The organism is Mesorhizobium sp. B2-5-4 (assembly GCF_006441095.1).
Taxonomy (GTDB): domain Bacteria; phylum Pseudomonadota; class Alphaproteobacteria; order Rhizobiales; family Rhizobiaceae; genus Mesorhizobium; species Mesorhizobium salmacidum.
Genome location: NZ_VFUR01000015.1, coordinates 116,392 through 142,863 on the forward strand (window position 1 = coordinate 116,392; position 26,472 = coordinate 142,863).

Consider the following 26,472-nt stretch of genomic DNA (forward strand, 5'->3'; position numbering starts at 1 on the left):
CGCCAAAAGCGTGCGGTCCGGTCCGTCCGGTCACGGAATCGCACAGATCGTTGGCAGTCCGGCAGACGTCAGCCTGCCGCAGTGCCCCTGAAGGAAACGATCAACCCTTCGGCCATACGCACGAACTGCGTGCTCGGGCCCTCGGCACCGACGGTCTGCACGCTGACGCGCGCGCCTTCAAACAGCAGCGACAGCGTATCAGCGAGAAGTTCGGCCTGACCGATGCCGGCATCCCGGCAGAGCCTGACCAGGCGTTCGCGCTGGGCTTCCTTGAGTTCCTTGATCACGCGCCTTGCCGGGTGATCGGGCTCGGTCAGTTCGGCGGCGGCGTTGGCCATATCGCAGCCGCGGCCGTCGGTGTTGAGCATAGCAGCGGCCTTGCGAACCCAGGCATGAAGCTGGGCGAGTTTGTCGCCCGGATGCTCGGCCTCGAACGTTTCCCACATCGCGCCGGCTTTCAACGCATTGGCGCGCAGGCATTCGACGATCAGTTCGTCCTTGGACTCAAAGTGACGATAGAGCGTCATCTTGTTCGTGCCGGCAGCCTCGGTGATGGCGTCGACGCCGACGCCCTTGATGCCGTGCTTATGGAACATGTCACGCGCCGTCTCCAGGATCCGATCCCGGGGACGAGAGCGCTCCACGACGCCGTCTGTCATCATGATCTCCTTTTCGTTTCCAAAAAATCCTCGGCCACCTCTTGACTAGGGTGTTACCGGTCTGTAACTTCCAGAATGTTACTTACTGGTAACACCTATAATGTCCGTCGTCAATAACAAGGTCGTGAACTGGTCCTACCAGATCGAGATGGACAAAAAAACTGCCAATCATGCGGCTTCGGCCGGTGAAGAGATGAAAAACGGTTCGCGAGCATAGGCTGCGAATCGACAGACAAGGAGCCGGCCAATGCCACAGCGCCGCGATCTTACCATAGATGAAGCCGTCCGGGATCCGATGATCCGGCTGGTGATGAAAGCAGATGGGGTCGACCCCCGCGCCTTCGAGAACATGTTGCGCTCGCTCGCCGATGGGCAGCGTCGCGAGGTACCGTTGCTGCGTTCACGGGAAGGGTCCCGCAACGGGCACGGCCACTTGTCCAGGGTCGCCAGCGCCTTCGGGCGGGCAAGAGCGGCCGGAGAGGCGTGTGTGTCGTGGTAAACTTCTTCATCCATCGTCCGATCTTCGCCTCGGCCATCGCCATCATCATGGTGCTCGCCGGGACGATTTGTTATTTCCTGCTGCCCGTTTCGCAGTTTCCCGACATCACACCGCCTCAGGTCGTGGTCAGCGCCCACTATCCGGGCGCCAGCGCGCAAGTGGTGGCAGACACGGTGACGACGCCGCTGGAGCAGCAGATCAACGGCGTGCAAGGCATGACCTACATGTCGTCGACGAGCTCCAATGACGGCTCGTCGACCATCACCGTCACCTTCGATGTCGGCTATTCCCTAAGCACTGCAGCCGTCGACGTGCAGAACCGCGTCTCTCAGGCGGCCTCGTCGCTGCCGGCGATCGTCAACCAGGGCGGCGTGACGATCAAGAAGCAGAACCCGAACTTCGTCCTGATCGTCAACCTGACCTCGCCCGACCATTCCGTGGACCCGGTGGCGCTCTCCAACCTTGCCTATCTGCAGGTGGTGGATCCGCTGAAGCGGCTGCCGGGTGTCGGCGACGTGCAGATCTTCGGCGAACGGCGCTATTCGATGCGCGTCTGGCTCGACCCGGACAAGCTCGCCAATCTCGGCATCACCGCCGTCGACGTCCAGAACGCCATCGCCGAACAAAACGTCCAGGTGGCGGCCGGCAAGATCGGCCAGTCGCCGGCGCCCGCCGGCACCGCCTTCGAGATGCAGGTCAACGCCGTCGGCCGGTTGAGCGACCCCAAGGAATTCGGCGACATCGTCGTGCGTGCCAACACGGATACGGGTTCGCTGGTGCGGCTGCGCGACGTCGCCCGTATCGAGCTTGGCGCCCTGCAATATTCGTCCTCGGCCTTCTTCGGCAAGGACCCGACCGTGGTGCTCGCCGTCTATCAGATGCCCGGCTCCAATGCGCTCGATCTACAGCAGCGCGTCAAGGACAAGATGCAGGAACTGTCGGCCCGTTTCCCCAAGGGCGTCGACTATGCGATGCACTACGATACGACGCGCTTCGTCTCGGCCTCGATGCATGACGTGCTGATCACGCTTGGCGAAGCCCTGGTGCTCGTCGTGGCGGTGGTGTTCATCTTCCTGCAGAGCTGGCGCACGACGATCATTCCGACCATCGCCATTCCGGTGTCGCTGGTGGCGACACTCGTCATCATGGAGATGATGGGTTTCTCGCTCAACATGCTCTCGCTGCTCGGCATGGTGCTGGCGATCGGCCTCGTCGTCGACGACGCCATCGTCGTGGTCGAGAATGTCGAGCGACAGCTCGAGGCCGGACTGAAACCGCTGGCGGCGACAAAAGCCGCCATGGCTGAGGTCACGGGTCCGATCATCGCGACAACCGCCGTGCTGATGGCCGTGTTCGTGCCGGTTGCCTTCATTCCCGGCGTCTCCGGAAAGCTCTACAACCAGTTCGCGCTGACGGTGGCGATCTCCGTCGGCATCTCCGCCTTCAACTCGCTGACGCTCAGTCCCGCGCTCAGCGCTGCCTTCCTACGGCATCGCGGCGAGACGCAGTTTGTTCTGTTCCGCTGGTTCAATACGGGTTTCGACAAACTGTCGCATGCCTACGCCCATGGCGTGCGCTTCCTGATCCGCCTCCGCTGGATCATGCTCGGCCTGTTCGCGGCCGGTCTGGTCGCCACCTATTTCGTCTGGCAGAAGCTGCCATCGACCTTCCTTCCGGTCGAGGACCAGGGCTATTTCTTCGTCGTCATCCAACTGCCCGACGGGGCTTCGCTGGAGCGCACCGATGCGGTGGCACAAAAGGCGCGCGACATCCTGCAGGCGACACCCGGCGTCGACATCGTCGGCTCGATCAGCGGCCTGAACTTCCTGACCAGCGCGGCGCAGTCGAACTCGGCGGTCGAGTTCGCCATCCTCAAGCCATGGGAAGAGCGTGGCCCCGACCAGAGCGCCTCCAAGCTCGTCGCCGACGTGCGCGGCAAGCTGATGCAGATCCCGGAGGCTTTCGCGCTCTCCTTCGATCCGCCCTCCATCCCCGGCATCGGCACCACGGGCGGCTTCGAATTCGTCGTCGAGGACCTCACCGGCCGCGGCAGCACGGCCCTCAACGACGCCACGCAAGCGGTGATCGCCGAGGCGCGCAAGCAGCCGGAAATCAATCCGCAGCAGCTGTTCTCGCCGTTCTCGACCTCGACGCCGCAGTTCAACTACGACCTCGACCGCGCCAAGGCGAAGCTGCTCGGCCTCAACCTGCCGGACGTCTTCAACACGCTGCAGATCTATCTCGGCTCGCTCTACGTGAACGACTTCAACCTGTTTGGCCGCACTTTCCGGGTGACGATCCAGGCCGACAAGGATTCACGTGCGGGTGCCGCAGATATTTCGCGGCTCTATGTACGCAATGCTTCCGGCGGCATGGTGCCGCTCAGCACGCTGGGCAAGCTGGTGCCGTTCGTCGGCCCGGAAACCGTGCCGCACTACAACAACAACGCCTCGGCCACCATCAACGGCGGCGCCGCGCCCGGCTATTCGTCGGGCCAGGCGGTCGCCGCCATGGAGCGGGCCGCGGCCACCGCGCTGCCCAGGGATTTCGGTTTCGAATGGACCGGCATCACCTTCCAGGAGCTCAAGGCGGGATCGATCGCGTCGGTTGTGTTTGCCCTCGCCATCGTCTTCGTTTTCCTGATCCTGGCGGCGCAGTACGAGAGCTGGGCGATGCCGTTCATGGTGCTGCTGGCGGTGCCGCTCGCCCTGTTCGGCGCGTTCGCCGCACTTTGGGTGCGCGGCATGCAGATCGACGTCTATTCGCAGATCGGCTTCGTCATGCTGATCGGCTTGGCGGCCAAGAACGCGATCCTGATCGTCGAGTTCGCAAGACGGCGGCGCGAGGAAGGCCTCAGCATCGTCGAGGCATCGATGGAGGCCGCTCGGCTGAGATTGCGGCCGATCCTGATGACCGCGTTTGCCTTCATTCTCGGCGTGGTGCCGCTGATGATCGCCACCGGCGCGGGTGCCGCCAGCCGTCAGTCGATCGGCACCACCGTGTTCGGCGGCATGGTCGCGGCGACCATCCTGTCGCTGGTGTTCGTGCCGGTCTTCTACGCGGTCATCGAACAGCTGCGCGAACGGCGCGGCGGCGACCAGCCCGCCTCTCAACACACTGAACCAACGGCCAAACCCGCCTTCCCTCCCCTGGCGGAAGCGGCCGAATAAGATTGGAGAATGATCATGCGTAAATGGAAAATCGCGTTGGGAACGGCTGTCGCGCTGGGTGCGATCTCGGTTGCCAGCGTCCACCTGCTGGACATGGGCAATATCAGCCTGAATGCCGGCACGGCCGGGGCGGCACCGGCCCCAGCAGCGTTCGTCATGCCGGTGCCGGTGGCGAACGTGGTCAAGAAGACGATCCCGATCTATCTCGACTATGCCGCGCGGACCGAGCCGATCCGCAGCATCACGCTGCAGGCGCGCGTCCCCGGCTACCTGCAGGAACAGACGGCGCAAGACGGCGCCGACGTGCGGCAGGGCGACCTGCTCTACAAGATCTCGCCTGACGATTTCCAGGCCGCGCTCGACCAGGCGAAGGCACAGGTGCAGCGCGATACGGCGACGCTCGATTATGCGCGTTCCAATCTCGGCCGCGGTACCGAGCTCGCCAAGAGCGGTTACCTGGACAAGGACAGCTTCGACCAGCGCACCAGCACCTTGCGCGGGGCGCAGGCGTCGCTGGCGCTCAACCAGGCTGCCGTGCGCACGGCCGAGCTCAATCTGAGCTATGCTGAAATCCACGCGCCGTTCCCCGGACGCCTGGGCCGCAACCAGGCTTCCGTGGGAACGCTGGTCAGCGTTGCCGGCACCGTGCTCAACACGCTGGTGCAGCTCGATCCAATCTACGTCACCTTCAATCCGAGCGAGACGGATCTGGCGCAAATCGAGGAAGCGCGTGCTGCCGGCCCGATCGAGGTCGAGGTCCTGCTGCCGGGCGAGACCGAAGCCCACCAGAAGGGCGAGCTCACCTTTATCGACAACACGATCGATCACTCGACCGGCACGATCACCGCACGCGCCACCATCGGCAACGCCAAGTTCACGCTCTTGCCTGGCCAGTATGTTCGCGTGCGGCTGCACGTCAAACAACAGCCCGATGCGCTGCTGGTGCCGCAGGTCGCGCTGGGATCAAGCCAGCTCGGCAAATATCTCTACGTCGTTGGCAAGGGCAATACGGTCGACCAGCGGCTGGTTTCGCTCGGGCCGACCAGCGGCGATATGGTCGCCATCCTCAGCGGCGTCGCCGAAGGCGACCAGGTGATCACAGGCAACCTGCAGAAGATCGGCCCCGGAATGCCGATTTCGCCCCTCCCACAGAAACCGGCTACCTGACTCCCCCGCAGGCCCGGTTTCCGCGGCGCCCTCGACCTTTTCCCAGGGTCGCGGGCGCCGTTTTCACGAGCAGGCCGACCAAAGCCGCCACGTCGGCGACGCCGTAAACCGAAAAATAGACCACGAGCTCTTGTCAGATTGTCGACAATCTGATTGTCTTGCCTTCTGTTCTCGCTGGAGTGGACCGGACGGTGAAGACGGAGTTCAGCCCGATTGCCGACACGACGCGCCGCGCCGGAATCGTGGCACTACTGCGGCGCGCGATCCTGACTGGTCAGCTCGAGCCCGGCCAGAAGCTCAACGAACTCAGGATTTCCGAACAGATGCGGGTCAGCCGTGCGCCGCTGCGCGAGGCGATGCGCGAGCTGGTGCAGGAAGGCATCCTGACCAGCATCCCCTATGCCGGCACCTTCGTCATCAATGTCACCGCCAAGGACATCGACGACGCCTATTCGCTCAACAAGGTGCTGGACGAGTTCGCCATCGAACGGACGTGGAAGCAGCGCGACCAGCGTTTCTTCGAAGAGCTTGACCGGCGGCATGAGGCGGTGAAACAGGCGACCCGCGACCGCGACACCACAAGGCAGATCGAAACCGCGCTGCAACTGCATGGTCTGATCCATGAATGGGCCGACAATTCGGTGCTCCTGGAAACCTGGCAAAGGCTGACCAGCCGTTTGCAGATGTACTTCGCCCTGCACCTACAGGCGCGAAAGGAACCCGTGCCGGCCGAAGATATCCATGAAACCTATGTGGCGCAGCTCAAGGGCGACGACATGCGTGCCGCCCAGCGCCATGCCCGCGAGCATATCGACCTCGATTTCGAAGAGCTTCTTGCCTATGCGCGCGGCCTCGAAAGGCGTCCGTCGAAAGGCGCCTGACCCCTTCCCTCATCGCGGATAATGGATACCCCACGTGCAGATCGAAACCATCAAAGCCTTTCATGTCGTGCAGCCCTTCGTGGACGGCCCCTATCGCATGTCCAAGGGACGCGTGGCCGACTGCTTCGACGCCGTGATCGTCTCCATCACCTCCGACAGCGGCATCACCGGATGGGGTGAGATGGCGCCGCTCGGCAATTTCTACTCGGCCGCCTTCCCCGCCGGCACAAGGGCCGGCGTGCCGGAGATCGCACCACATCTTGTCGGCCAGGACCCGTGCGGGCTGGCCAGCATCGGCCGGCTGATGGACACCGTGTTCAAGGGCCATCCCTACATCAAATCAGCGCTCGACATGGCCTGCTGGGATCTGGCGGCGCGCGCCGCCGGCGTGCCGCTGGTGACGCTGCTTGGCGGCAAGGAAAGCGACACGGCGGAACTCTACAAGGTCGTTACCCATGGCACGGTCAATCAAATGGCCGCACTTGCCGGGCGTATCGTCGAGGACGGTTTCAGCCGGCTGCAGGTCAAGGTCGGCGGCAATGTCCATGACGACATCGAACGCGTCACCGCGGTCGCCGCCTCGGTGCCGAAAGGCACTGTCATTTTCTGCGACGCCAATGCCGGTTGGACACCTTACCAGGCGCGGCAGTTCGCCGATGCGACGCGGGCGATCGACTATACGTTCGAGCAGCCCTGCACGACCATCGACGAGAACATGTCGGTGCGCCGCATGCTCGACAAACCGATGGTGCTCGACGAATCCGTCACTTCGCTCGAGGCGATGCTAGAAATCCATCGCCTCGGCGCGGCCGACGGACTGACGCTGAAGATCTCGCGGCTCGGCGGCGTCACCAAGACCCGCCTGATCCGGGACGTCGCCGTCGACCTCGGCTTCATGATCACGGTCGAGGATACCGGCGGCGCCGAGATCGATACATCCGCCATGGCGCATCTGTCGCTGTCGACGCCGGAGGAGCGCCGGCTGCACGCGATTGCCTTTCATGAATGGGTGACGGTGCGCACCGCGTCGAACGCGCCGCCGGTCACCGGCAGCCGCATGGGCATTCCCGCCGGGCCAGGCCTTGGCATCGACGTCGTTCCCGACCTGCTCGGCAAGCCGTTTTTCGAGGTCGGCCGGTGAATACCTGCAGCATCAAGGCCACGCCGCCGACGCCGGCGGCGGCCGTCATCATCAATGATGTGCTCTCCCAACGGCGTCGCGCTGCCCGCAGTGGCATTTGCCGAAAGTCCGCCAGCGTTCGAGCTCAAGCTCGATATCGACCAGGACGGCAAGATGGATCGGGCGAGGGTGGTGCAGGAGCTTGGTGCGCCGGCCGATCTCTATATTTACCTGGCAGCAACCGGCGAGGAGAAGCTCGATTCCTCGCGTCGCCCCGATTTCGTCAGGAAAGGACTGACGGAAGATCGGGTGCTCGACCTTGAAACCAAGGGCAAGGGATCGCTGGCGATAACGTCCTGCTTCGGATGCGGCGCCAGCAAGTCGACAGAAGAAACCATGACGATCGTCTATCGCCGGGGCCAATTCCTGGTCGGTGGCTACAGCCGCAGTTGGGACTGGAACCAGCAGACGTCGGATGGCGTCAAGACGACGCTCGGCGGCTGCGACATCAACTATCTCACAGGCGTAGGCATCGTCTCCAAGGACCTTGAAGACGGCAAGCCGATCAAGGGCAAGTTCAAGCCCGTGCCGCTCAGGGCCTGGTCCAGTGACCGGCGCCCAAAGGCTTGCGATTTCTGATGAGATTGATCAAAGGACGGCAATGCGCATAACCTCCCTTGATAAGGGAGGCAAGGCAATGGATCTTTTCAAACTGGAGGGCGATGTCGCGCTGGTCACCGGTGCCGGCAGCGGCATTGGCCAGGCAATCGCGATCGGGCTGGCCGAGGCAGGCGCCGATGTCGCCTGTTTCGGCCATACGTCGAACGGCGGGCTGGACGAAACCGCTCACCGGATCACCGCGCTCGGCCGCCGGGCGCTGGTGCTGACCGGCACCGTGACCTCGGACAGCGATCTCGCGGCGGCCATTGATCGCATCGAAGCCGAACTCGGTGCGTTGACCGTCGCCGTCAACAATGCCGGCATTGCCGGCTCGGAACCAGCGGAGACACTGCCGCTGGAAAAGTGGCGGAAAGTGCACGAGGTCAATGTCGCCGGTGTGTTCCTGTCCTGCCAGGCCGAAGCGCGCAAGATGCTGGCGCGGGGCAAGGGCTCGATCATCAACATCGCCTCGATGTCGGGCACCATCGTCAATCGCGGGCTGACGCAGGTGCATTACAATTCCTCGAAGGCCGCCGTCATTCATCTGTCGAAGAGCCTCGCCATGGAATGGGCCGATCGTGGGCTGCGCGTCAATGTCGTCAGCCCGGGCTACACGCTGACGCCGATGAACAAACGGCCGGAGGTGGCCGAACAGGTGAAGATCTTCAAACGCGACACGCCGATGGGACGCATGGCGGCGCCGGAGGAAATGGTCGGGCCGACGGTGTTCCTGGCCAGCCGGGCGTCGAGCTTCGTCACCGGCCTCGACCTGATCGTCGATGGCGGCTACGTCTGCTGGTAACGGGACATGCGAGCCATGTCCCGCCGGCTTCGCCTGCGGTCTGAGATTCCGGCGCGAGCGTGGCGTTAGTCGTTGCGCGGCATCAACGTTGGTATATATAATTTCATCCTATGAAACAGCGCTGGCGAGACAGGGCTTGCCAGGGCTATAGTCGAGAGCAATTCCGCCGGAAATGCTCGGGATCATGGGACCTTGATGGCTCGCACCTTGCAGGGCGCCGCAGGACTGGCAATTGATCCGCGGATCGCCGTCGCGGCGATCGATCGGCCATGAGACTGCCCGCCTCGGCAGCGTCCGTCATCACCGAAATCGAGCATCGCCGCGCCTGCGCCGGCGATAACGGCCTTGCGCAACAGCCGGCCTTTCCAACACAATCAAGAAAAGACGCAAAAAGGGAACCACCAACAATCGTCACAGCTTGAAGGAGAACCAAGCAATGCCAATTCGCAGTGTGATTTCGAAATTCTCAATGGGAGCTTTTGCACTTGCCGCGGCAAGTGTGCTGACGCCAACAGCGCAGGCAGCGGCACCGGAATCCAACGACCCGATCAAGATTGCCTTGTTCGACTGGACCAGCGTCAACCTCAACGCCAAGATCCTCGGCGGCATCCTGGAAAAGCTCGGCTATACCGTCGAATACCCGACCGCCGACTATCTCTCCAGCCTGACAACCGGCCTCACCAATGGCGATATCGATGTCGGCCTGGAGTTCTGGGACACCACCGCCGGCGAAGCCATGAAGGCTTCCGACGCCACGGGGCAGACCGAAAGGCTGGGCAAGCTCGGGCCCAAGGCCAAGGAAGAGTGGTGGTTTCCCGAATACATGAAGGAAAAGTGCCCGACCTTGCCGGATTGGCACGCGCTGCTCGACGCCACCTGCGCGGCATCGTTCGCGACCGCCGAAACGGCGCCGAAGGGGCGCTACCTCGGCGGCCCGGTGACCTGGGAAGGTTTTGACGACGAACGCGTCGCGGCACTGAAACTGCCCTTCACCGTCATCCATGCCGGCACCGATGCGGCGATGTTCGCCGAACTCGATTCCGCCTATCAGCGCAAGGCGCCGATCATGCTGTGGATTTATTCGCCGCATTGGGCGCCCGCAAAATACAAGGGCGAATGGGTACAATTTCCGGAATACACGCCCGAATGCTACAACGACCCGAAATGGGGCGTGAACCCGGACGCCAAATATGACTGCGGCAAGCCGCATGGCGAGATCTGGAAATACTCCTGGAACGGCATGAAGGACAAATGGCCGGTCGCTTACAAGGTGGCCAAGGCCTACACGGTCGATACCGACGAGTTGAACAAGATGAGCGGCGAGATCGACCTCGACGGCAAGACACCGGAAGACGTTGCCGCCGCCTGGATCGCCGCCCACGAGGCAGACTGGAAAGCCTGGGCGCAGTGATCGCTCCGACTGGAAAAGGGAGACCCGGCTGATATCGGCCGGGTCTCAATTCCCGATGCTCCAGAAGGACGACTGAATGACGGAAGCGAGTGAACAGGCATCGAACGCGGGAAAGAATCCCCGCCCGATAAAACTTGCCTGCCGTAATGTCTGGAAACTGTTCGGCTCGAACGCCGCCGATTTTATCCGCGAGCGCGACGGCAAGGCCAGCATGGCTGACGTCTCGGCGGCCGGGCTGGTGGGTGCGGTTCGCGCCGTCGATCTCGAAATCCGGCAGGGCGAGATCTTCATCATCATGGGGCTTTCGGGCTCCGGCAAATCGACGCTGGTGCGCTGCATGTCGCGGCTGGTCGAGCCGACACATGGCAAGGTCGAATTCGAAGGCAAGGACCTGCTCAAGATTTCCGATGCCGCACTGATCGAACTCAGGCGCCACCGCATGGGCATGGTGTTCCAGAACTTCGCCCTGCTGCCGCATCTCAACGTGCTCGACAACATCGCCTTCCCGCTCAGCATCCAGGGGCAGGATCGTTCGACACGCGAGGCGCGCGCCCGCGAGGTCATCGAACTCGTCGGCCTGCGCGGGCGCGAACATTTCTACCCGCGCGAATTGTCGGGCGGCCAGCAGCAGCGCGTCGGCATCGCCCGCAGCCTCGCAACCAAGCCCGAGATATGGTTTCTCGACGAGCCGTTCTCTGCATTGGATCCGCTCATCCGCCGCGAAATGCAGGATGAGTTGATGCGGCTGCAGACCATGCTGCACAAGACCATTGTGTTCATCACCCATGATTTCGACGAGGCGATCAGTCTCGCCGACCGCATCGCCATCATGAAAGACGGCGAGGTGATCCAGATCGGCACGCCGGAAGAACTGGTGGTCAATCCGGCGACCGACTATGTCGCCGAGTTCACCCGCGACGTCGACCGCGCCAAGGTGATCTCGGCGCGTAGCCTGATGCGCGCTTGCGACGGCGCCGAGCATGGCGGCACCGTGGCGCCGGGGGCCAAGATAGCGAGTTTTTCCGCCAGCATAGTTGCCGTCGGCAAACCGTTCGCGGTGATCAACGGCACCGGCACGCCGATCGGCGAAGTGACGCCGCAAGCGGTGATCGATCTGCTGGCCGGCATCGAGCGAGCCGGCGCATGACGGTGACGGCAAGCGCCAGCCAGACAAGGCCACCAATTCAGCGGTGGATGGTGATCTGGGTGCTCGCGCTTGCCGCCGTGCTGGTGGTGTTCCTGCTTCAGGACAAACTGCCATGGGCCGTCAACTATCCGCTAGAGGCGGTCGTCCCCGTCGCCGAGTGGGTCAGCGCGCTGATGGGCTGGATCAAGTCGAACCTGTCCTGGCTGACCCGCTCGGTCACCGCGATGCTCGGCGTGCCGCTCGACTTCGCGCTCAATCTCTTGGCCAAGAATTTCAAGTTCGGCCATGGCGCCGACGCTTTCGCGTTGCCGCGTTTGTCCTGGGTTGGCGTCTGCGCGGCGGCGTTCCTTGCCGGCTATGCGGCCGGCGGCAGAAAACTCGGCCTGCTGGTTGGCGGCTGTTTCCTCTACATCGCGCTGTTCGGCCAGTGGACCAGCGCCATGCTGACCCTGGCGCTGATCTCGATCGCCGTGCCGTTCTGCATCGTCACCGGGCTATTCGCCGGCATCTGGGCGTGGCGCAAGCCGTGGGCGGAGCGGTTCGTCGTCTCCCCTGCCCTCGACCTGATGCAAACCATCCCGACCTTCGCCTATCTCATCCCGATGCTGCTGCTGTTCGGCAACAGCCCGGTCTCGGCGATGATCGCCACCGCCATCTTCGCCACGCCGCCGATGGTGCGGGCAACGATGCTGGGCCTATCGCGGGTGCCGTCCGAGATCGACGATTTCAGCGAAATGGCCGGCTGCACGGCGCGACAGAAATTGTGGCGCGTGCTGTTGCCGTCGGCGCGGCCGACGCTGATGGTGGGCGTCAACCAGGTGATCATGCTGGCGCTCAACATGGTGATCATCGCCTCGATGATCGGCGCCGGCGGGCTTGGCTACGACGTGTTGCTCGCCCTGCGCGCGCTCAAGGTCGGCGAAGCGATGGAAGCCGGACTCGCAATCGTCGCGCTCGCCATCGCGCTCGACCGGCTGAGCCAGGCCATCGCCCACAAGCAGGCAACAGGCAATATCCACCGGTCGTCCGCGAGCCCGCGTTTCTGGCGGCGCTACCCCAATCTGACGCTGGCCATCGCCATTCTTGTCGTCACGACGCTGCTCGGCCTGTTCGTGCCGGCCTTCGCGGCCGTGCCGAAGGCGATCACCTTCACCACCGCGCCACTGTGGAAAGCGGCTGTGAACTGGGTGACGATCAACTTCTTCGACATCATCGAAGCGTTTCGGGTGGCGCTGATCCTCAATGTGCTCAATCCAGTGCGCGCCTTCTGCGAGGGATTTCCGTGGCTGGGCGCGGTGTTCCTGCTCGGCCTTGCCGGCTACCAGCTCTCAGGTTTGCGGCTGGCCGCGCTTGTCGCGGCACTCACCGCCTTCTGCGCCATCACAGGCCTTTGGGAAAAGACCATGGCGACGGTCTATCTCTGCGGCATATCGGCCTTCATCGCCTGCCTGATCGGCATTCCAATCGGGCTTGCGCAGGCGCGCAGCGACCGCTTGGAAAAGATCGTCACGCCCGTCATCGACACGCTGCAGGTGCTGCCGTCCTTCTGCTTCATCATTCCGGTGGTGATGCTGTTCCGTGTCGGCGACGTCACCGCGATGATCGCCACGGTTGCCTTCGCTGTGGTGCCGGCAATCCGCTACACCAACCACGGCATCAGGCAGGTGCCGCCGGCGCTGATCGAGGCCGCGAAGGTTTCGGGCTGCACGCCGCGCCAGACCTTCTTTCGGGTGCAACTGCCGCTGGCGCTGCCGGAGATCATGCTCGGCGTCAACCAGACCATCCTGATGGCGCTGGCGATGATCATCATCTGCGCCATGGTCGGCACGCGTGACCTCGGCCAGGAAGTGTTCATCGCATTGTCGAAGGCCGATTCCGGCCGCGGCATCGTCGCGGGCCTGGCCATCGCCTTCATCGGCATCGTCGCCGACCGGCTGTTCAATGCCTGGACGGCGAAGGCGCGGGCAAGGCTCGGATAGTCAGGAAGATGCGCCGCGGCTACTCCGCCGCGACGCCCTTCACCTCAAGGTAACTCTCCATGGAATCGTCCAGCGCCTGCAGCCAGGGCGTGTGGTGCAGCGGCGCCATGGTGCCGGTCATCAGCGAGCGGTAGGCGTGGTCGCGGAAGCTCATAATGTCTTCCGCCTTGTGGTGTTCCCATTCCATGAAGGTCTGGTTGACCGCCTCGACGTCGAAGCCGGGATAGTCGGTCTGGTCCATCAACTCCTTGGTGTAGTCGCCCTGGAACCAGATCATCTGCTCGGCGTCCTCGAGCGTTTCCTCGCGGGCGCGCCATTTCGCGCCATGCGCCGCCATCGCCTCCGCCGAGGGCAACTTGATGCGGCCCATGATGACGTCGCGCGCGAACCAGGCCTGCGCGTCGAACATGTTGAAGGTGTAGAACTGGTCCTGCATGCCGATGTACGAAAGCTTCGGGTTCTTCTCCCAGACGACGCCCTCATAGAGGTCCAGCGGCCACATGCGGTTGGCGGTCTTGAGCTTGAGATCGTCGGTGAGGAAGGGGAAGGAATGGAGGTAGCCGGTGCACAGGATGATGGCGTCGACATCCTTGGTCGTGCCGTCCTTGAAATGCGCTGTCTTGCCGACGACCTTCTGCAACAGCGGCACCTCTTTCCAATTCTCGGGCCATTTGAAGCCCATCGGCTTCGAGCGGTAGCTGGAGGTGATCGATTTCGCGCCGTATTTGTAGCATTGCGAGCCGATGTCCTCGGCCGAATAGGAACGGCCGATGATCAGGATGTCCTTGCCCTTGAACTCCATGGCGTCGCGGAAATCGTGGCTGTGCAGGATGCGGCCGTTGAAGGTCGAGAAGCCTTCGAAATAGGGCACGTTGGGCACGGAGAAATGCCCCGAAGCGACGACGACATTGTCGAACTCCTCGGAGTAAGTCACGTCATTGGTGCGGTCATGCGCGGTAACCGTGAATTTCTTCGTCTCGTCGGAGAAGGTGACCATGCGCACCGGGCTGTTGAAGCGCACCCATTTGCGCAGGCCCGACTTCTCGACGCGGCCCTTGATGTAATCCCACAGCACGGCGCGCGGCGGATAGGAGCCGATCGGCCGGCCGAAATGCTCCTCGAACGTGTAGTCGGCGAATTCCAGGCATTCCTTCGGACCGTTCGACCAGAGGTAGCGGTACATCGAGCCGTGGACGGGGTCGCCATGTTCGTCGAGGCCGGTGCGCCAGGTGTAGTTCCACAGGCCGCCCCAGTCGGACTGCTTTTCAAAGCAGACGATCTCGGGAATGTCGGCGCCCTTGTCGGCGGCCGACTTGAAGGCCCTGAGCTGGGCCAGACCGGACGGTCCGGCTCCGATAACGGCAACGCGAGTGTTCATTCCGGGCCTCCTCTTTTTGATTTCCCCAGCGAAACAAATTTCACTGGCAGTGACAGTAATTGGCCGCTTGGTGCTGTCAACAGACATCTGCGGGAACGGCATTTGCGCACAGCGGATTCCTGGCGAAAAACCTGCGGCAGCCGCGATGGCTGCACTGCCGTGTGCGACATAAGATGACTTGCCGTTGCGGTTGCGCTCTGTACCGGCACCTGACATGTTCACCTTGAGTGAAATAAATCCTGACGATCGGGGGGCACATGGCAAAGGCAATTTCGGATACCAAGGCTCCCGCGAGCGCAAAGGCAAAACCGTCACCGAAAGTGTCGGCGGACGGCAGGACCATCCGCGCGCCACTGACACAAAACCCGCACGCCATTCGCGACACCCGCGAAAAAGTGCTGGAGGTCGCGATCGGCCGCGAGGTGCGGGCCTTCCGCAAGAAGCTCGGCATCACCGTCGCGGATCTCGCGGTTGCCACCGACATTTCGCTGGGCATGCTGTCGAAGATCGAGAATGGCATCACCTCGCCGTCGCTCACCACCTTGCAGGCGCTGTCGCGGGCGCTCGGCGTTCCCGTCACCGCCTTCTTCCGCCGCTTCGAGGAGGAGCGAAGTGCTGTCTTCGTCAAGGCCGGCCAAGGCCTCGATGTCGAACGCCGCGGCACGCGCGCCGGCCACCAATACAATCTGCTCGGCCATATCGGCTCGAACACCAGCGGCGTCGTCGTCGAGCCCTATCTGATCACGCTGACCGAGGATTCCGACGTGTTCCCGACCTTCCAGCATGAGGGCATGGAGTTCCTCTACATGCTCGAGGGCGAGGTCGTTTACCGGCACGGCAGCAACCTCTATCCGATGAAACCTGGCGACAGCCTGTTCTTCGACGCCGACGCACCGCACGGGCCCGAACAACTGACGAAGCTGCCGATGCGCTATTTGTCGATTATTTGCTATCCGCAGAATAGTGCGGGGTAAGTGGCCGATCTCCCCCCTCGTGGGGGAGATTGGTTACGTGGAGAGCAGCGCCAATACCAGCAATTCATTCCGGCCCAAACCCCGGGCTCGTCGCACTCCCATCATCCAGCTTCGACAGCCACTCGACAAGCGTCGACCGATACCGGGTCAGGCCTTTGTAATTGGCCAGTTCCTCGGGCAGATCGCGGATCACGCGGTGCAGGCGCCGTGCCCATTTCGGCTGCGTCACCAACTCGTCCATCTTGATCAGGTAGCAGCGGATCGGGAAGACGATGCCGTTGGAGCGCGGCAGGCGCCAGAAGCTTTGCAGTTCGACCCGCAGATGCACCTTGTCGCCGACATTCTCGGGCGTCACGGTCGTGCGGTCCGGTCCCCATTTGTGATAATTTTCGGGGCTGGTATCGAGGCGCGGATTGATGGTCATCGTCCAGTTCAGGCGCCTGGCCGGTTTGCCCTGCTGGATGTTGGTGAGGAATTTTAGCGCCCTGACGAAAATTCCCTTCTCATGCGCCAGCGGCACCGGGGCGTGCCACTCGAAGAAATTCATGCCGATGTCGAAATCGAGCGACCAGTCGGCCTGGGTGGTGACCATGCCGGCATCCATCCACAGATTGCCGTCGCGCTGGTCGAGTATGCAGAAATCGCCCTGGCTCTGGCGGGTGATGTATTCCATCGGCCCGTAAGGCAAGGTCGAGGTGTCGCCGAAGGTGAAGGTGTCGTCGATGCCGAGCGGCCGGTTGATCCAGCGCCAGCGGTCGCCATCGCGCGTCAGCGTGAAATGCTCGGGATAGCCCAGCGCCTGCTGCTCCATCAAAAGTTCCAGCAGGTCCCAGCCGGCGAGCGTCATGTGCGGCAGCGACTGGCAGCGCAGCGGATCCTCGGCCAGCACCAGTGCGCGGTCCTGCATCTCGGCGACATAGTGCTCGTCGACGTCGATCAGGTTCTCCAGCACCGAGCCTTTCGGGCCGACGACATGCGGCTCGATGTTGACCGCGTACATGTAGCTGTCTTCGTGGAACGGGAACGGAAACCGCCTGATGTGCTCAGGGCTGTTCCTGAAGGTGAAGTCGTCGCGGAACGTTTCCTTGCGAAAGGTGATGCCCATGATTTCCTCCTAGAGGGGATGCCCGCTCTATCTCTTTGTTTTAGCCGCATTTCTGCGACGCCAAGCGTACTAACTTGGCTGCAAAATGCTCTATCGCTCCAGCACCAGCGACCGGCCTTCGAAGCGCGACACGCACGGCATGATCTTCCTGCCCGAACGGTGGTCTTCCTCACTCAGCCAATGGTCGTTGTGGATGAACTTGCCGTCACAAGAGATGACGTTGGTCTCGCATTGGCCGCAGACGCCGCCACGGCAGAGATAGGGCGGATCGACGCCGGCGGCTTCGATGGCTTCGAGCAGACTCTGCTGCTCGCCGACGCGGATGGTCTTGCCGCTGACGGCAAGCGTCACGTCGAACGGCAGGCCGGGCTGCGGCGCCGCGAAATGCTCGTAGTGCACTGTCTCCGGCGGCCAGCCGAGCACGGCAGCCCGCTCGCGCACCCAGTTAATCATGCCGGCGGGGCCGCAGACATAGAGATGCGTGCCGAGCGGCTGCGAGGACAGCATCCGGTCGAGCTCTATGCGCTCCTCGCGGTCATCGTGATAGAGCCTGACTCGACGGCCGTAGCGCTCCCGCAGCACGTCGGCATAGGTGCCGAGCGAGGCGGTGCGGCAGGTGTAGTGCAGTTCGAAATTGCCGCCTTCGCCCGCCAGTTGCGCGGTCTGGGCCATGAACGGCGTGATGCCGATGCCGCCGGCCAGCATCAGGTGCTTTTTGGCCCTGAGATCGAGTGAGAACAGATTGACGGGATAGCTGATCACCATCTCCAGGCCCGGCTTGACCGACCTGTGCATGAACAGCGAGCCGCCACGACCGACATCGTCGCGGCGCACCGAGATGGTGTATTCGCGCGTGTCGAGCGGCGAGCCCATCAGCGAATAGGGATTGAGCCTTGTGCGCTCGCCATCGCGCATCTCGACCACGACATGGGCGCCGCCGGAAAAGGTCGGCAACAGCTCACCATCACGCCGGCGAAAATGGAAACGGGTGACCAAGTCGTTGACCGGGACGACATCGCCGACGACGACGTCGAGCTTGGTGGTTCCGGTGCTCATCGAAAGATCTCCTCCATGGGAGGAATTTCACTGCGATCTTCGGCATTGATGCAGACGCCCTGGAACGCGGCGAGGCGCCTTGAATAGTGATCGCGTACCAACAGAAGCAGGCCACAATGCGAACAGGTCGCCGGCTGCGTCGTGACATTCTCGGTGATGCCCTTGCAGTGCACGCACTGCATGCGCCTTGCCAGCGAGCCGCGATGCTCGGTCTGCATGGAGGTGTGATCGATGCCGGCTTCGAGCGCCACCTGCATGGCCTGGCCGATCAGCCCTTCGGTGCCGGCGAGATAGAGGCGCAGACCCATATGCGCGTTGGTCAGCGTCTGCCTCAGACGTGGCAGCAGACTGGCGAAGGACGGCGCGATGTGCAGTTGCGCCGGCTTCAACGCTTCGAGAGCGGCAACGTATTGGCCGTCAGGACCGGGAATGAAGACGATTTCGGCCCCGTCGAAGAACCCGCCCGGAGCCCTGGCGGCCATGTCCGTTATCGCGAGCGCGCCTTCCGCATCCGCTAGGAAAAGATGATGCGTGCCGGGCTGCGGAGACAAGGTCCCGTAAATCGGCCGGCTGATGATGGTCTTGGCTGCCATTCTGTCTTTGTGCCTCGAAACCCCTCGTCGATTATGCCTCAGCCTTTCGCCGTGCGCTTGGTCTTCTTGGGATCGTCGAACGGCAAGGGCTGCGCCGTCGCCTTGATGGGACCGCTCTTGTTGCGGATTTCGAGCTTGGTGTCCTTGACAGCGCAGTCGACGTCGAGCCGGGCGATGCCCATCGATTTCTCGACCAGCGGCGAATACATGGCGCAGGTGACCACGCCGACCTTTTTGCCGTCGCGATAGATCGGAGCGCCTTCATCGGCCGGTTCCTTGCCGTCGAGCAGGACGCCGTAGATCTTGAAGCGCTCCTTGCCTTTCAGGCGATAGTGCTCTTCGGCGCCGCGGAACCCGGTCTTGCCGGGGCTGACGGTGAAGTCGAGCCCGAGTTCCCAAAGCGTGTCGCCGGGGCCTTCGTTCTCGAACGGGTATTTCTGCGAATTGTCATAGGGGTAGAACAAGAGGTAGCTCTCGACGCGCAGCATATCGAGGGTGGTGAAGCGGCACGGTATGATGCCGGCGCCCTTGCCCTCGTCGAGGATCCTGTCCCAGATCGTGCCGGCGTCCTGGCCACGGCAGAAGATCTCGTATCCGCGCTCGCCGGTATAGCCGGTGCGCGAGATCATGACGGGGAAGCCGAACAGCTGCGTCTGCATGTGATGGAAATAGTTGAGGTCGCGGATGCCGGACACGTGCTTGGCCAGATAGTCGACCGCCGCCGGCCCCTGCAGCGACAAATCGTGCAGATTGTCGTCGAAGCGCAGCGACACGTCGCGGCCCATCGCCGCCCGCTGCAGTTCCTCGTGGCCGGTGCCCGAGCCGTGCACCACCATCCAGGAATTCGGTCCCGTGCGGTAGAGGATGCAGTCGTCGGTGAACTTTCCCGCTTCGTTCAGCATGCAGGCATAGGCCGACTTGCCGGGATAGATTTTTTCGGCGTCGCGCGTTGTGGCGAGGTCGATGAGATGCGAGGCGTGCGGCCCTGTGATGTGCACCTTCTTCAGGCCGGAAACATCCATGAGCCCGGCCTTGGTGCGGATGGCGATATATTCCTCATCGGCATCCTTGTCGTAGGTCCAGGCGGTGCCCATACCGCTCCAGTCTTCGAGTTTCGACCCCAGAGCGCGATGGCGATCCGCCAGGGTTGAAAATCTCCAGGATGCCGTCATCCGCTCGTCCTCCGTTCGAAAATCCTGCTGTTCCCTGCTCCTTTGCCTGAGGCCGGAGCTTTGGACGGAATATTGACCGCAAACGCGGGAAGCCTGCAATCCCCTTGAAGCAAATAATTTCATTGTCAGGCAAAATTGTTCACTCGAAACGAGCGGTTAACGCCACGTAAATTGGTCTTGACAAGTCCGAGATTCGGGCGGAACTTATGAAAAAAATTTCACTCTCTTGAAAGAGAGCGGCGGGCGGTGGATTCGGAACCGGACGTCGGCAAAGAAGGGGAAAACCGATGTCAGACCTGCAGCAGCGCATCGAGGCGCTGTACCGCTCCGACTTGCGCGGATCCGCGCTCCTGATCGTCTGCCTGTGGGCGACGATCCTCTTCGTCCTCTTCATGACATGGCCATACATTCCGCAGGGCGGCATCAAGGCCGTCGTTGCTCTGGCCGCAGCCGCGGTGCTCATCTTCAACACAGCAGCCATCCTGGCGATGGTCAAACACTACAAGGAAGACAAGGAGTTCATCTACGGGCTCGACATCAAGAACGCCGACGCGTCCCGCAACCGCAAGTCCTGAGGGGAGAAACAATGTCCCGCTATACGCCGCCGGAGCAGAGCAAGGCCGGGCAAGTCTTCGATATCGCCATTGTCGTGGTCGCCATCTTCGTGGCGCTGTGGCTGCCGCTGAAGCTTGGTCTTGCCGGTGCCGCGAAATCCATCGATGCGCTCGATGCCAAGACCTGGGAAGCGCTCGGGCAGAATCCGACCATGGCGTCGATCTGGGAAAAGCTCGGCTATACGCCGGAGACCGCGCACGACGTCATCCAGAACCGGTTCCACTACATCATCGACTGGCCGACGCTGATCATCATGGCGGCCGTGCTGATCGGTTATTTCGTGTTCCTGTTCCGGGCATCCGACCGCGAATATCGCGATGTCATCAACGAAAAGTTCGACGACAAATAGAGTTTGACGACGAAGAATTTGGGGACACGATCATGTGGGTGGCACTCTCTTACGCATGCTGGGGCATCTCGATCGTGCTCGCGCTTTGGATGCTCTACGACTGGTTCAAGGTCGATACGAACTACTCCGAGGACGTTCTGACCTCGTCGCGCGAAGGCGAGCTTGAAGCCGTTTCCGAAAAACACCGGATCTGAGTGGGGATTGATCGATGACGGTCGCGCTTGAAACCACCACCACAATTCACGGCGATCGGGTATCGCTGCTTCGGGTGCTTGGCCCGGCCCATGTCTGGGCGCTCGGTGTCGGCATCGTTCTGGTCGGCGAGTTCACCGGCTGGAATTTCTCGGCCGACAAGGGCGGCGCGCTGGCGGCCCTGATCGTGTGCTGGGTCGTCGGGCTGCTCTACACCTCGGTGGCCATGATCGATTCCGAGGTGACGTCGACGGTGGCCGCCGCCGGCGGCCAATATGCGCAGGCCAAGCACATCGTTGGCCCGCTGATGGCGTTCAACGTCGCGCTCTTCCTGGTTTTTGCCTACACGATGCTGGAAGTGTCCGATGCCATCCTGCTCGGCGACACCATCGTCGCCAAGGCGGGTGTAGAAGGGCTAACCCACAATTCCTTCATCGCCGCCACCATCGTGGTTCTGGCCTGGCTCAACTATCGCGGCGTGCTGATGACGCTCAACGTCAACTTCGTCATAACGGCCATCGCCTATGTCTCGATCGTCGTCCTGTTCTTCTCGGTCAGCCCGTGGACGCAAGGCGCGGTGCTGAAGCTCAACGAACTGGTCACTCCAGGCAACGCGCTGCCCTATGGCTGGATCGGCGTCATCGCCGCCTTCCAGTTCGGCATCTGGTATTATCTCGGCATCGAAGGCACCACGCAGGCGGCCGAGGAAGTGCGCTCGCCCGCACGTTCCCTGCCCTACGGCACCATGGCCGGCATGATCACGCTTCTGATCGCCGCCGCCATGACCTGGTATGTCTGCGCCTCGCTGATGCCTTGGGAATATCTCGGCATCACCTATTATCCGCTGTGGGACGCCGGCAAGCTGACCGGCAGCCCGCTGCTGGAGAACCTTCTGTTCATAGCGACGCTGCTCGCCGCGCTTGCCTCCGCCAATGGCTGCATCAACGACGCGGCGCGCGCCTGGTTCTCGCTTGGCCGCGACCGCTATCTGCCGAGCTGGTTTTCGGCGGTCCATCCGAAATACCGCACGCCCTACCGGTCGATCCTGTTCCTGCTGCCAATCGCACTGGCCTTCGCCTTCATCGCCGATCTCAACCAGGCGATCACCTTCTCGATCCTGTCGGGCGTGCTGCAATACACTTTCATGAGCATCAACATCATGATGTTCAGGAAGAAGTGGCCGCTGGGCTCGATCCGCCGCGGCTACACGCACCCCTTCCATCCGTTGCCGGCAATCGTCCTGTTCTGCCTGTGCGTGGTGACCTTCTTCGCCATCTTCCTCGGCTTCGGCTCGCAGTTGATCGCCATGGTCGCCTTTTATTTCCTGATCTCGCTGTGGTTCCATTTCTACCGCTACAAATTCGTGCGGCGGGGCGACCAGTTCACCATGCCGTGGCCGAAGCCGCAGGGCTATTGATGGGAGTAGGCCCGCCCAGGATCTGGACGGGCCTTGCACGAAAAATGTCCGAAGTGACATCAGCACTGCTTGCCGGGGCAATTGTCCTGGCTCTCGTCCTTCATTTTGCGTGGCTGGCACGCCGCAGCCGCGACAGGACCTCGGCAGCGCTCGCCGACGACGATGCCAGCATTCGCACCGTCGTCGCGGACGCGGCCAATGTCTCGGACGGCACCGCCGGCGTCATCACCTGGGAAGGTTCGTGGAACGGCCAACGCGTCCAGTTGCGCACCATCGTCGACACGCTGGCGACGCGGAAACTGCCGGCGCGCTGGCTTAGTGTTTCGATCACCGAGAAGGTCGCGGTACCCGCCATTTTCGATATGATGATGCGGCCGGGCTCACCGACGACCTTCTCCAATTTCGATCATCTGGACCATACGCTGCCGAAAGCTCCGGGATTTCCAGCCGAAGCGGTGCTGCGGACGGATCGCAGAGGCACGCGTTTCCCGCAAGGCATCATCGCCGGTCATCTTGAAACCTTTGCGGATGGCCGCGCCAAGGAGCTGCTGATCACGCCAAACGGAGTGCGCATCGTGTGGCTGCTGGCCGAGGCAGAGCGGGCACGCTACGGCGTCTTCCGGCAAGCAGCGTTCGGTGACACGCGGATCGATGCGACGCTGATCGAGCGGCTGCTCGTCTCTCTCTCGAAGCTGCGGGACGCCATCAACCAAGGCGAACGGCAGGTGGCATGAGCACTTCAAACACATCGCCGGCACCCGTGAGCCCTTATCTCGTGATGGGCGCCGCAATCGTGCTGCCGGCAAGCGGTCATGTCATTCTTGGCGTACCCGTGCGCGGACTGCAGTTCCTTTTCTTCATGGTCATCCTGGCCTGGGTGACCGCCAAGATTTCGCCGCCGGATGCGAGCTTCGTCGGCCGTCATGCGGGCGGCTTTCTGCTCTATGCGCTGTCGATCCTCGACGCCTACAAGATCGCCCGCATCCGTACCGCCAAATGGGCTCATAATGCCCGACCGCAGAGCGATAATACGCAGAGTGGCATTGAGCCGCATACGTAATCAGAGGAAAATTTTTTTCATCCCATTGAATTCCAGGATTTCATTCGGTACATCATCTCTAGTCACAAACGTCGGGAGGCTGACATGTGCGGAATCGTTGGACTTTTCCTGAAGGACAAGGCGCTGGAGCCGAAGCTCGGCGCGATGCTGTCGGAGATGCTGGTATCGCTCAGCGATCGCGGCCCTGACAGCGCCGGCATCGCCATCTATGGCGCGACATCAGGCAACGAGGCCAAGATCACCATCCAGTCGCCGAAGCCGGAACGCGATTTCCGCGGCCTGGACGCCGAACTCGCCAAGGCTCTCGGAGCGCCGGTGAGCATTGCGGTCAAATCGACACACGCGGTGGTCAGGACCACGCCCGACAAGGTCGACGCGGCGCGTGAAGCCCTTCAGTCGCTCAGGCCCGACATCCGCATCATGGGCGCCGGCGAAGCGGTGGAGATCTACAAGGAAGTCGGCCTGCCCGAAGCTGTCGTCGATCGCTTCGATGTCCGCAAGATGACCGGCACGCATGGCATCGGCCACACCCGCATGGCGACGGAATCGGCGGTGACGACGATGGGCGCGCATCCATTCTCGACGGGTGCCGACCAGTGCCTGGTGCACAATGGTTCGTTGTCCAACCACAACAATGTCCGCCGCGAGCTGGTGCGCGAAGGCATGAAATTCGAGACCGAGAACGATACCGAGGTGGCGGCCGCCTACCTTTCCTCGCAGATGGCCCATGGCAAGAACCTCGGCGAGGCACTGGAAGGCACGCTCTCCGACCTCGACGGCTTCTTCACCTTCGTCGTCGGCACCAAGAACGGTTTTGGCGTGGTGCGCGATCCGATCGCCTGCAAGCCCGCCGTGATGGCCGAGACCGACCAGTATGTCGCCTTCGGCTCGGAATATCGCGCGCTGACCAAACTGCCCGGCATAGACAATGCGAGGGTCTGGGAACCGGAGCCCGCAACCGTCTATTTCTGGGAGCATTGAGTTCATGCCGGCAACCTCCAAGGCAATGCGCGACAGCCATGCGCGCGTCTTCGACCTCGACGTCCTGTCGCTGCGCGAACTCAACCAGGCGCTGCACAATCTGGCTCCCGGCTCGAACGAGACGGCGTGGGAAGTGCTCAACCCGAAAGGCAGCCATTCGGTCGCCGTCGGCGTCGACCAGCCCGTCAGCATCGATGTGCGCGGCAGCGTCGGCTATTACTGCGGCGGCATGAATTCGGGCAGCGCGATCACCGTGCATGGTTCGGCCGGCCCGGGCGTCGGCGAGAACATGATGTCGGGTTCCATCGTCATCAAGGGCGACGCCAGCCAGTATGCCGGCGCCACCGGCAAGGGTGGGCTGCTGGTCATCGAAGGCAATGCGTCGTCGCGCTGCGGCATCTCAATGAAGGGCATCGACATCGTCGTGCACGGCAATATCGGCCACATGTCGGCCTTCATGGCGCAGTCCGGCAATCTCGTGGTGCTGGGCGATGCCGGCGACGCGCTGGGCGATTCCATCTACGAGGCGCGGCTCTTCGTACGCGGCAAGGTCGACAGCCTGGGCGCCGACTGCATTGCCAAGGAGTTGCGGCCCGAGCATCTGGAGTTGCTGCAGGGTCTGCTGGATCGCGCCGGCGTGACCGGCGTCAAGCCGTCGGAGTTCAAGCGCTACGGCTCGGCGCGCACGCTCTACAATTTCAATATCGACAACGCCGACGCGTATTGAGGCAGCATGACCTATCGCAACCCGCCGACGACGCCGCGCAAATCCGCGACCTTCGACGACTACACGCTTTCCGAAATCCGCCGCGCCGCGGCGACCGGCATCTACGATATCAGAGGTGCCGGCGCCAAACGCAAGCTGCCGCATTTCGATGATCTTCTGTTTCTCGGCGCCTCGATTTCGCGCTATCCGCTGGAAGGCTACCGCGAGCGCTGCGACACGTCAGTGGTGCTGGGGTCGCGGCATGCGAAGAAGCCGATCGAACTAAAGATCCCGATCACCATCGCCGGCATGAGCTTCGGCTCGCTATCCGGCCCGGCCAAGGAAGCGCTCGGGCGCGGCGCGACGCTGTCGGGCACATCGACTACGACCGGCGATGGCGGCATGACCGAGGAAGAACGCGGTCATTCCAAGCAACTGGTCTATCAGTACCTGCCGTCGCGCTATGGCATGAACCTGCGCGACCTGCGCCGCGCCGATGCCATCGAAGTCGTCGTCGGCCAGGGCGCCAAGCCCGGCGGCGGCGGCATGCTGCTTGGCCAGAAAATTTCCGATCGCGTCGCCGAGATGCGGACGCTGCCGAAAGGCATCGACCAGCGCTCGGCCTCGCGCCACCCCGACTGGACCGGCCCGGACGACCTTGAGATCAAGATCCTCGAATTGCGTGAAATCACCGACTGGGAAAAGCCGATCTACATCAAGGTCGGTGGCGCCCGCCCCTACTATGATACGGCACTCGCGGTGAAGGCCGGCGCCGATGTCGTGGTGGTCGACGGCATGCAGGGCGGCACGGCGGCGACGCAGGAAGTGTTCATCGAAAATGTCGGCCAGCCGACGCTCGCCTGTATCAGGCCAGCCGTGCAGGCGCTGCAGGATCTCGGCATGCACCGCAAGGTGCAGCTGATCGTCTCCGGCGGCATCCGCAACGGCGCCGATGTCGCCAAGGCGCTGGCGCTCGGCGTCGACGCGGTGTCGATCGGCACGGCGGCACTCGTGGCGCTCGGCGACAATGATCCCCGCTGGGAGGCGGAGTACAACGAACTCGGCACCACCTCAGGCGCCTATGACGACTGGCATGAGGGCAAAGACCCTGCCGGCATCACCACGCAGGATCCGGAACTGATGAAGCGGGTCGACCCCGTGGCCGCCGGGCGCCGGCTGGCGAACTATTTGAAGGTGATGACGCTGGAGGCGCAGACCATCGCCCGCGCCTGCGGCAAGAACAGCCTGCACAATCTCGAACCCGAGGACCTCGTCGCATTGACGATCGAGGCCGCCGCCATGGCCGGCGTGCCGCTGGCCGGCACCAACTGGATACCGGGAAAGAACGGCTTCTAGAACACATCCAAAGACATAAGCGA

At 62.6% G+C, this 26,472-nt stretch carries 25 protein-coding genes; 19 read left to right on the top strand and 6 right to left on the bottom strand.

The window, feature by feature from the left end:
• Positions 1-68: 68 nt before the first annotated feature.
• Positions 69-659 (bottom strand): TetR/AcrR family transcriptional regulator, encoded by a 591-nt coding sequence (locus FJ492_RS19685; RefSeq protein WP_140745771.1) that lies wholly within the window; start codon positions 657-659, stop codon positions 69-71.
• 492 nt (positions 660-1,151) lie between these two features.
• Between FJ492_RS19685 and FJ492_RS19695 the strand changes: the two genes are divergently transcribed.
• The 9 genes from FJ492_RS19695 to FJ492_RS19735 all read left to right on the top strand — a co-directional run bounded on the left by FJ492_RS19695 (position 1,152) and on the right by FJ492_RS19735 (position 13,495).
• The gene (locus FJ492_RS19695) at positions 1,152-4,328 is read left to right on the top strand and encodes a multidrug efflux RND transporter permease subunit (RefSeq protein WP_140716944.1); all 3,177 of its coding nucleotides are present in this window, start codon (positions 1,152-1,154) and stop codon (positions 4,326-4,328) included.
• A 15-nt stretch (positions 4,329-4,343) separates the two neighbouring features.
• Positions 4,344-5,495 (top strand): efflux RND transporter periplasmic adaptor subunit, encoded by a 1,152-nt coding sequence (locus FJ492_RS19700; RefSeq protein WP_027142277.1) that lies wholly within the window; start codon positions 4,344-4,346, stop codon positions 5,493-5,495.
• Positions 5,496-5,686: 191 nt separating this feature from the next.
• Positions 5,687-6,376 (top strand): GntR family transcriptional regulator, encoded by a 690-nt coding sequence (locus FJ492_RS19705; RefSeq protein ID WP_140771684.1) that lies wholly within the window; start codon positions 5,687-5,689, stop codon positions 6,374-6,376.
• Between the two features lie 34 nt (positions 6,377-6,410).
• Positions 6,411-7,517, top strand: a complete 1,107-nt coding sequence (locus tag FJ492_RS19710) for a mandelate racemase/muconate lactonizing enzyme family protein (RefSeq protein WP_140507921.1) — start codon at positions 6,411-6,413, stop codon at positions 7,515-7,517.
• 90 nt (positions 7,518-7,607) lie between these two features.
• Positions 7,608-8,135, top strand: coding sequence for a hypothetical protein (locus FJ492_RS19715; RefSeq protein ID WP_140745775.1), 528 nt, complete (start codon positions 7,608-7,610; stop codon positions 8,133-8,135).
• A gap of 58 nt (positions 8,136-8,193) precedes the next feature.
• Positions 8,194-8,958 (top strand): SDR family oxidoreductase, encoded by a 765-nt coding sequence (locus FJ492_RS19720; RefSeq protein WP_140771686.1) that lies wholly within the window; start codon positions 8,194-8,196, stop codon positions 8,956-8,958.
• A gap of 436 nt (positions 8,959-9,394) precedes the next feature.
• Positions 9,395-10,369 (top strand): ABC transporter substrate-binding protein, encoded by a 975-nt coding sequence (locus tag FJ492_RS19725; protein ID WP_140745777.1) that lies wholly within the window; start codon positions 9,395-9,397, stop codon positions 10,367-10,369.
• Positions 10,370-10,445: 76 nt separating this feature from the next.
• Positions 10,446-11,516, top strand: coding sequence for a glycine betaine/L-proline ABC transporter ATP-binding protein (locus tag FJ492_RS19730; RefSeq protein WP_140745779.1), 1,071 nt, complete (start codon positions 10,446-10,448; stop codon positions 11,514-11,516).
• Positions 11,513-13,495 (top strand): ABC transporter permease subunit, encoded by a 1,983-nt coding sequence (locus FJ492_RS19735; RefSeq protein ID WP_140771688.1) that lies wholly within the window; start codon positions 11,513-11,515, stop codon positions 13,493-13,495. The genes FJ492_RS19730 and FJ492_RS19735 overlap by 4 nt, the downstream gene beginning before the upstream one ends.
• Positions 13,496-13,514: 19 nt before the next feature.
• On the opposite strand, the gene FJ492_RS19740 is transcribed toward FJ492_RS19735, so the two are convergent.
• Positions 13,515-14,873: an NAD(P)/FAD-dependent oxidoreductase gene (locus tag FJ492_RS19740; protein ID WP_140507933.1), complete on the bottom strand. Its 1,359-nt coding sequence runs from the start codon at positions 14,871-14,873 to the stop codon at positions 13,515-13,517.
• Between the two features lie 257 nt (positions 14,874-15,130).
• On the opposite strand from FJ492_RS19740, the gene FJ492_RS19745 reads away from it, so the two are divergent.
• A complete protein-coding gene (locus FJ492_RS19745; protein WP_140507935.1) occupies positions 15,131-15,847 on the top strand; it encodes an XRE family transcriptional regulator in 717 nt (238 codons plus the stop codon).
• Between the two features lie 64 nt (positions 15,848-15,911).
• Here the strand turns inward: FJ492_RS19745 and FJ492_RS19750 are convergent, their stop codons facing one another.
• The 4 genes from FJ492_RS19750 to FJ492_RS19765 form a co-directional block, all read right to left on the bottom strand.
• Positions 15,912-16,952: a DUF3445 domain-containing protein gene (locus FJ492_RS19750; RefSeq protein ID WP_140507937.1), complete on the bottom strand. Its 1,041-nt coding sequence runs from the start codon at positions 16,950-16,952 to the stop codon at positions 15,912-15,914.
• A 90-nt stretch (positions 16,953-17,042) separates the two neighbouring features.
• Positions 17,043-18,008, bottom strand: a complete 966-nt coding sequence (locus tag FJ492_RS19755; RefSeq protein WP_140771691.1) for a PDR/VanB family oxidoreductase — start codon at positions 18,006-18,008, stop codon at positions 17,043-17,045.
• Complete coding sequence (locus tag FJ492_RS19760; protein ID WP_027142264.1) at positions 18,005-18,601, bottom strand: dimethylamine monooxygenase subunit DmmA family protein; 597 nt, start codon at positions 18,599-18,601, stop codon at positions 18,005-18,007. Before FJ492_RS19760 ends, FJ492_RS19755 begins: the two co-directional genes overlap by 4 nt.
• Before the next feature lie 38 nt (positions 18,602-18,639).
• A complete protein-coding gene (locus tag FJ492_RS19765) occupies positions 18,640-19,773 on the bottom strand; it encodes an aminomethyltransferase family protein (protein ID WP_140771693.1) in 1,134 nt (377 codons plus the stop codon).
• Positions 19,774-20,060: 287 nt separating this feature from the next.
• Here FJ492_RS19765 and FJ492_RS19770 point away from each other — a divergent pair, with 287 nt between their 5' ends.
• From FJ492_RS19770 to FJ492_RS19810, 9 genes are all read left to right on the top strand, one after another.
• A complete protein-coding gene (locus FJ492_RS19770; protein ID WP_140507945.1) occupies positions 20,061-20,348 on the top strand; it encodes a hypothetical protein in 288 nt (95 codons plus the stop codon).
• An 11-nt stretch (positions 20,349-20,359) separates the two neighbouring features.
• Positions 20,360-20,737, top strand: coding sequence for a hypothetical protein (locus FJ492_RS19775; protein WP_140507946.1), 378 nt, complete (start codon positions 20,360-20,362; stop codon positions 20,735-20,737).
• 32 nt (positions 20,738-20,769) lie between these two features.
• Positions 20,770-20,931: a hypothetical protein gene (locus FJ492_RS19780; RefSeq protein WP_027142261.1), complete on the top strand. Its 162-nt coding sequence runs from the start codon at positions 20,770-20,772 to the stop codon at positions 20,929-20,931.
• Positions 20,932-20,945: 14 nt separating this feature from the next.
• Entirely contained in the window at positions 20,946-22,346 is a 1,401-nt protein-coding gene (locus FJ492_RS19785) for an APC family permease (RefSeq protein ID WP_140716960.1), read from the top strand.
• A 44-nt stretch (positions 22,347-22,390) separates the two neighbouring features.
• A complete protein-coding gene (locus FJ492_RS19790; RefSeq protein ID WP_181166696.1) occupies positions 22,391-23,080 on the top strand; it encodes a hypothetical protein in 690 nt (229 codons plus the stop codon).
• Positions 23,077-23,406, top strand: a complete 330-nt coding sequence (locus tag FJ492_RS19795) for a hypothetical protein (protein WP_140771695.1) — start codon at positions 23,077-23,079, stop codon at positions 23,404-23,406. The genes FJ492_RS19790 and FJ492_RS19795 overlap by 4 nt, the downstream gene beginning before the upstream one ends.
• 84 nt (positions 23,407-23,490) lie before the next feature.
• Positions 23,491-24,387 (top strand): glutamine amidotransferase family protein, encoded by an 897-nt coding sequence (locus FJ492_RS19800; RefSeq protein WP_140716964.1) that lies wholly within the window; start codon positions 23,491-23,493, stop codon positions 24,385-24,387.
• 25 nt (positions 24,388-24,412) lie between these two features.
• The gene (locus tag FJ492_RS19805) at positions 24,413-25,114 is read left to right on the top strand and encodes a GXGXG domain-containing protein (RefSeq protein ID WP_246672909.1); all 702 of its coding nucleotides are present in this window, start codon (positions 24,413-24,415) and stop codon (positions 25,112-25,114) included.
• A gap of 6 nt (positions 25,115-25,120) precedes the next feature.
• Positions 25,121-26,449: an FMN-binding glutamate synthase family protein gene (locus tag FJ492_RS19810; protein ID WP_140771697.1), complete on the top strand. Its 1,329-nt coding sequence runs from the start codon at positions 25,121-25,123 to the stop codon at positions 26,447-26,449.
• The last annotated feature ends 23 nt before the right edge of the window (positions 26,450-26,472 follow it).

What these genes read in the sequence shown, in the direction of transcription:
- FJ492_RS19770 (WP_140507945.1), top strand. Translation starts at nt 20,061, where the DNA reads ATGTCAGACCTGCAGCAGCGCATCGAGGCGCTGTACCGCTCCGACTTG.
- FJ492_RS19745 (WP_140507935.1), top strand. Translation starts at nt 15,131, where the DNA reads ATGGCAAAGGCAATTTCGGATACCAAGGCTCCCGCGAGCGCAAAGGCA.
- FJ492_RS19685 (WP_140745771.1), bottom strand. Translation starts at nt 659, where the DNA reads ATGACAGACGGCGTCGTGGAGCGCTCTCGTCCCCGGGATCGGATCCTG.
- FJ492_RS19740 (WP_140507933.1), bottom strand. Translation starts at nt 14,873, where the DNA reads ATGAACACTCGCGTTGCCGTTATCGGAGCCGGACCGTCCGGTCTGGCC.
- FJ492_RS19765 (WP_140771693.1), bottom strand. Translation starts at nt 19,773, where the DNA reads ATGACGGCATCCTGGAGATTTTCAACCCTGGCGGATCGCCATCGCGCT.
- FJ492_RS19700 (WP_027142277.1), top strand. Translation starts at nt 4,344, where the DNA reads ATGCGTAAATGGAAAATCGCGTTGGGAACGGCTGTCGCGCTGGGTGCG.
- FJ492_RS19785 (WP_140716960.1), top strand. Translation starts at nt 20,946, where the DNA reads ATGACGGTCGCGCTTGAAACCACCACCACAATTCACGGCGATCGGGTA.
- FJ492_RS19805 (WP_246672909.1), top strand. Translation starts at nt 24,413, where the DNA reads ATGCGCGACAGCCATGCGCGCGTCTTCGACCTCGACGTCCTGTCGCTG.
- FJ492_RS19760 (WP_027142264.1), bottom strand. Translation starts at nt 18,601, where the DNA reads ATGGCAGCCAAGACCATCATCAGCCGGCCGATTTACGGGACCTTGTCT.
- FJ492_RS19810 (WP_140771697.1), top strand. Translation starts at nt 25,121, where the DNA reads ATGACCTATCGCAACCCGCCGACGACGCCGCGCAAATCCGCGACCTTC.
- FJ492_RS19800 (WP_140716964.1), top strand. Translation starts at nt 23,491, where the DNA reads ATGTGCGGAATCGTTGGACTTTTCCTGAAGGACAAGGCGCTGGAGCCG.
- FJ492_RS19720 (WP_140771686.1), top strand. Translation starts at nt 8,194, where the DNA reads ATGGATCTTTTCAAACTGGAGGGCGATGTCGCGCTGGTCACCGGTGCC.
- FJ492_RS19795 (WP_140771695.1), top strand. Translation starts at nt 23,077, where the DNA reads ATGAGCACTTCAAACACATCGCCGGCACCCGTGAGCCCTTATCTCGTG.
- FJ492_RS19735 (WP_140771688.1), top strand. Translation starts at nt 11,513, where the DNA reads ATGACGGTGACGGCAAGCGCCAGCCAGACAAGGCCACCAATTCAGCGG.
- FJ492_RS19755 (WP_140771691.1), bottom strand. Translation starts at nt 18,008, where the DNA reads ATGAGCACCGGAACCACCAAGCTCGACGTCGTCGTCGGCGATGTCGTC.
- FJ492_RS19775 (WP_140507946.1), top strand. Translation starts at nt 20,360, where the DNA reads ATGTCCCGCTATACGCCGCCGGAGCAGAGCAAGGCCGGGCAAGTCTTC.
- FJ492_RS19730 (WP_140745779.1), top strand. Translation starts at nt 10,446, where the DNA reads ATGACGGAAGCGAGTGAACAGGCATCGAACGCGGGAAAGAATCCCCGC.
- FJ492_RS19725 (WP_140745777.1), top strand. Translation starts at nt 9,395, where the DNA reads ATGCCAATTCGCAGTGTGATTTCGAAATTCTCAATGGGAGCTTTTGCA.
- FJ492_RS19790 (WP_181166696.1), top strand. Translation starts at nt 22,391, where the DNA reads ATGTCCGAAGTGACATCAGCACTGCTTGCCGGGGCAATTGTCCTGGCT.
- FJ492_RS19780 (WP_027142261.1), top strand. Translation starts at nt 20,770, where the DNA reads ATGTGGGTGGCACTCTCTTACGCATGCTGGGGCATCTCGATCGTGCTC.
- FJ492_RS19750 (WP_140507937.1), bottom strand. Translation starts at nt 16,952, where the DNA reads ATGGGCATCACCTTTCGCAAGGAAACGTTCCGCGACGACTTCACCTTC.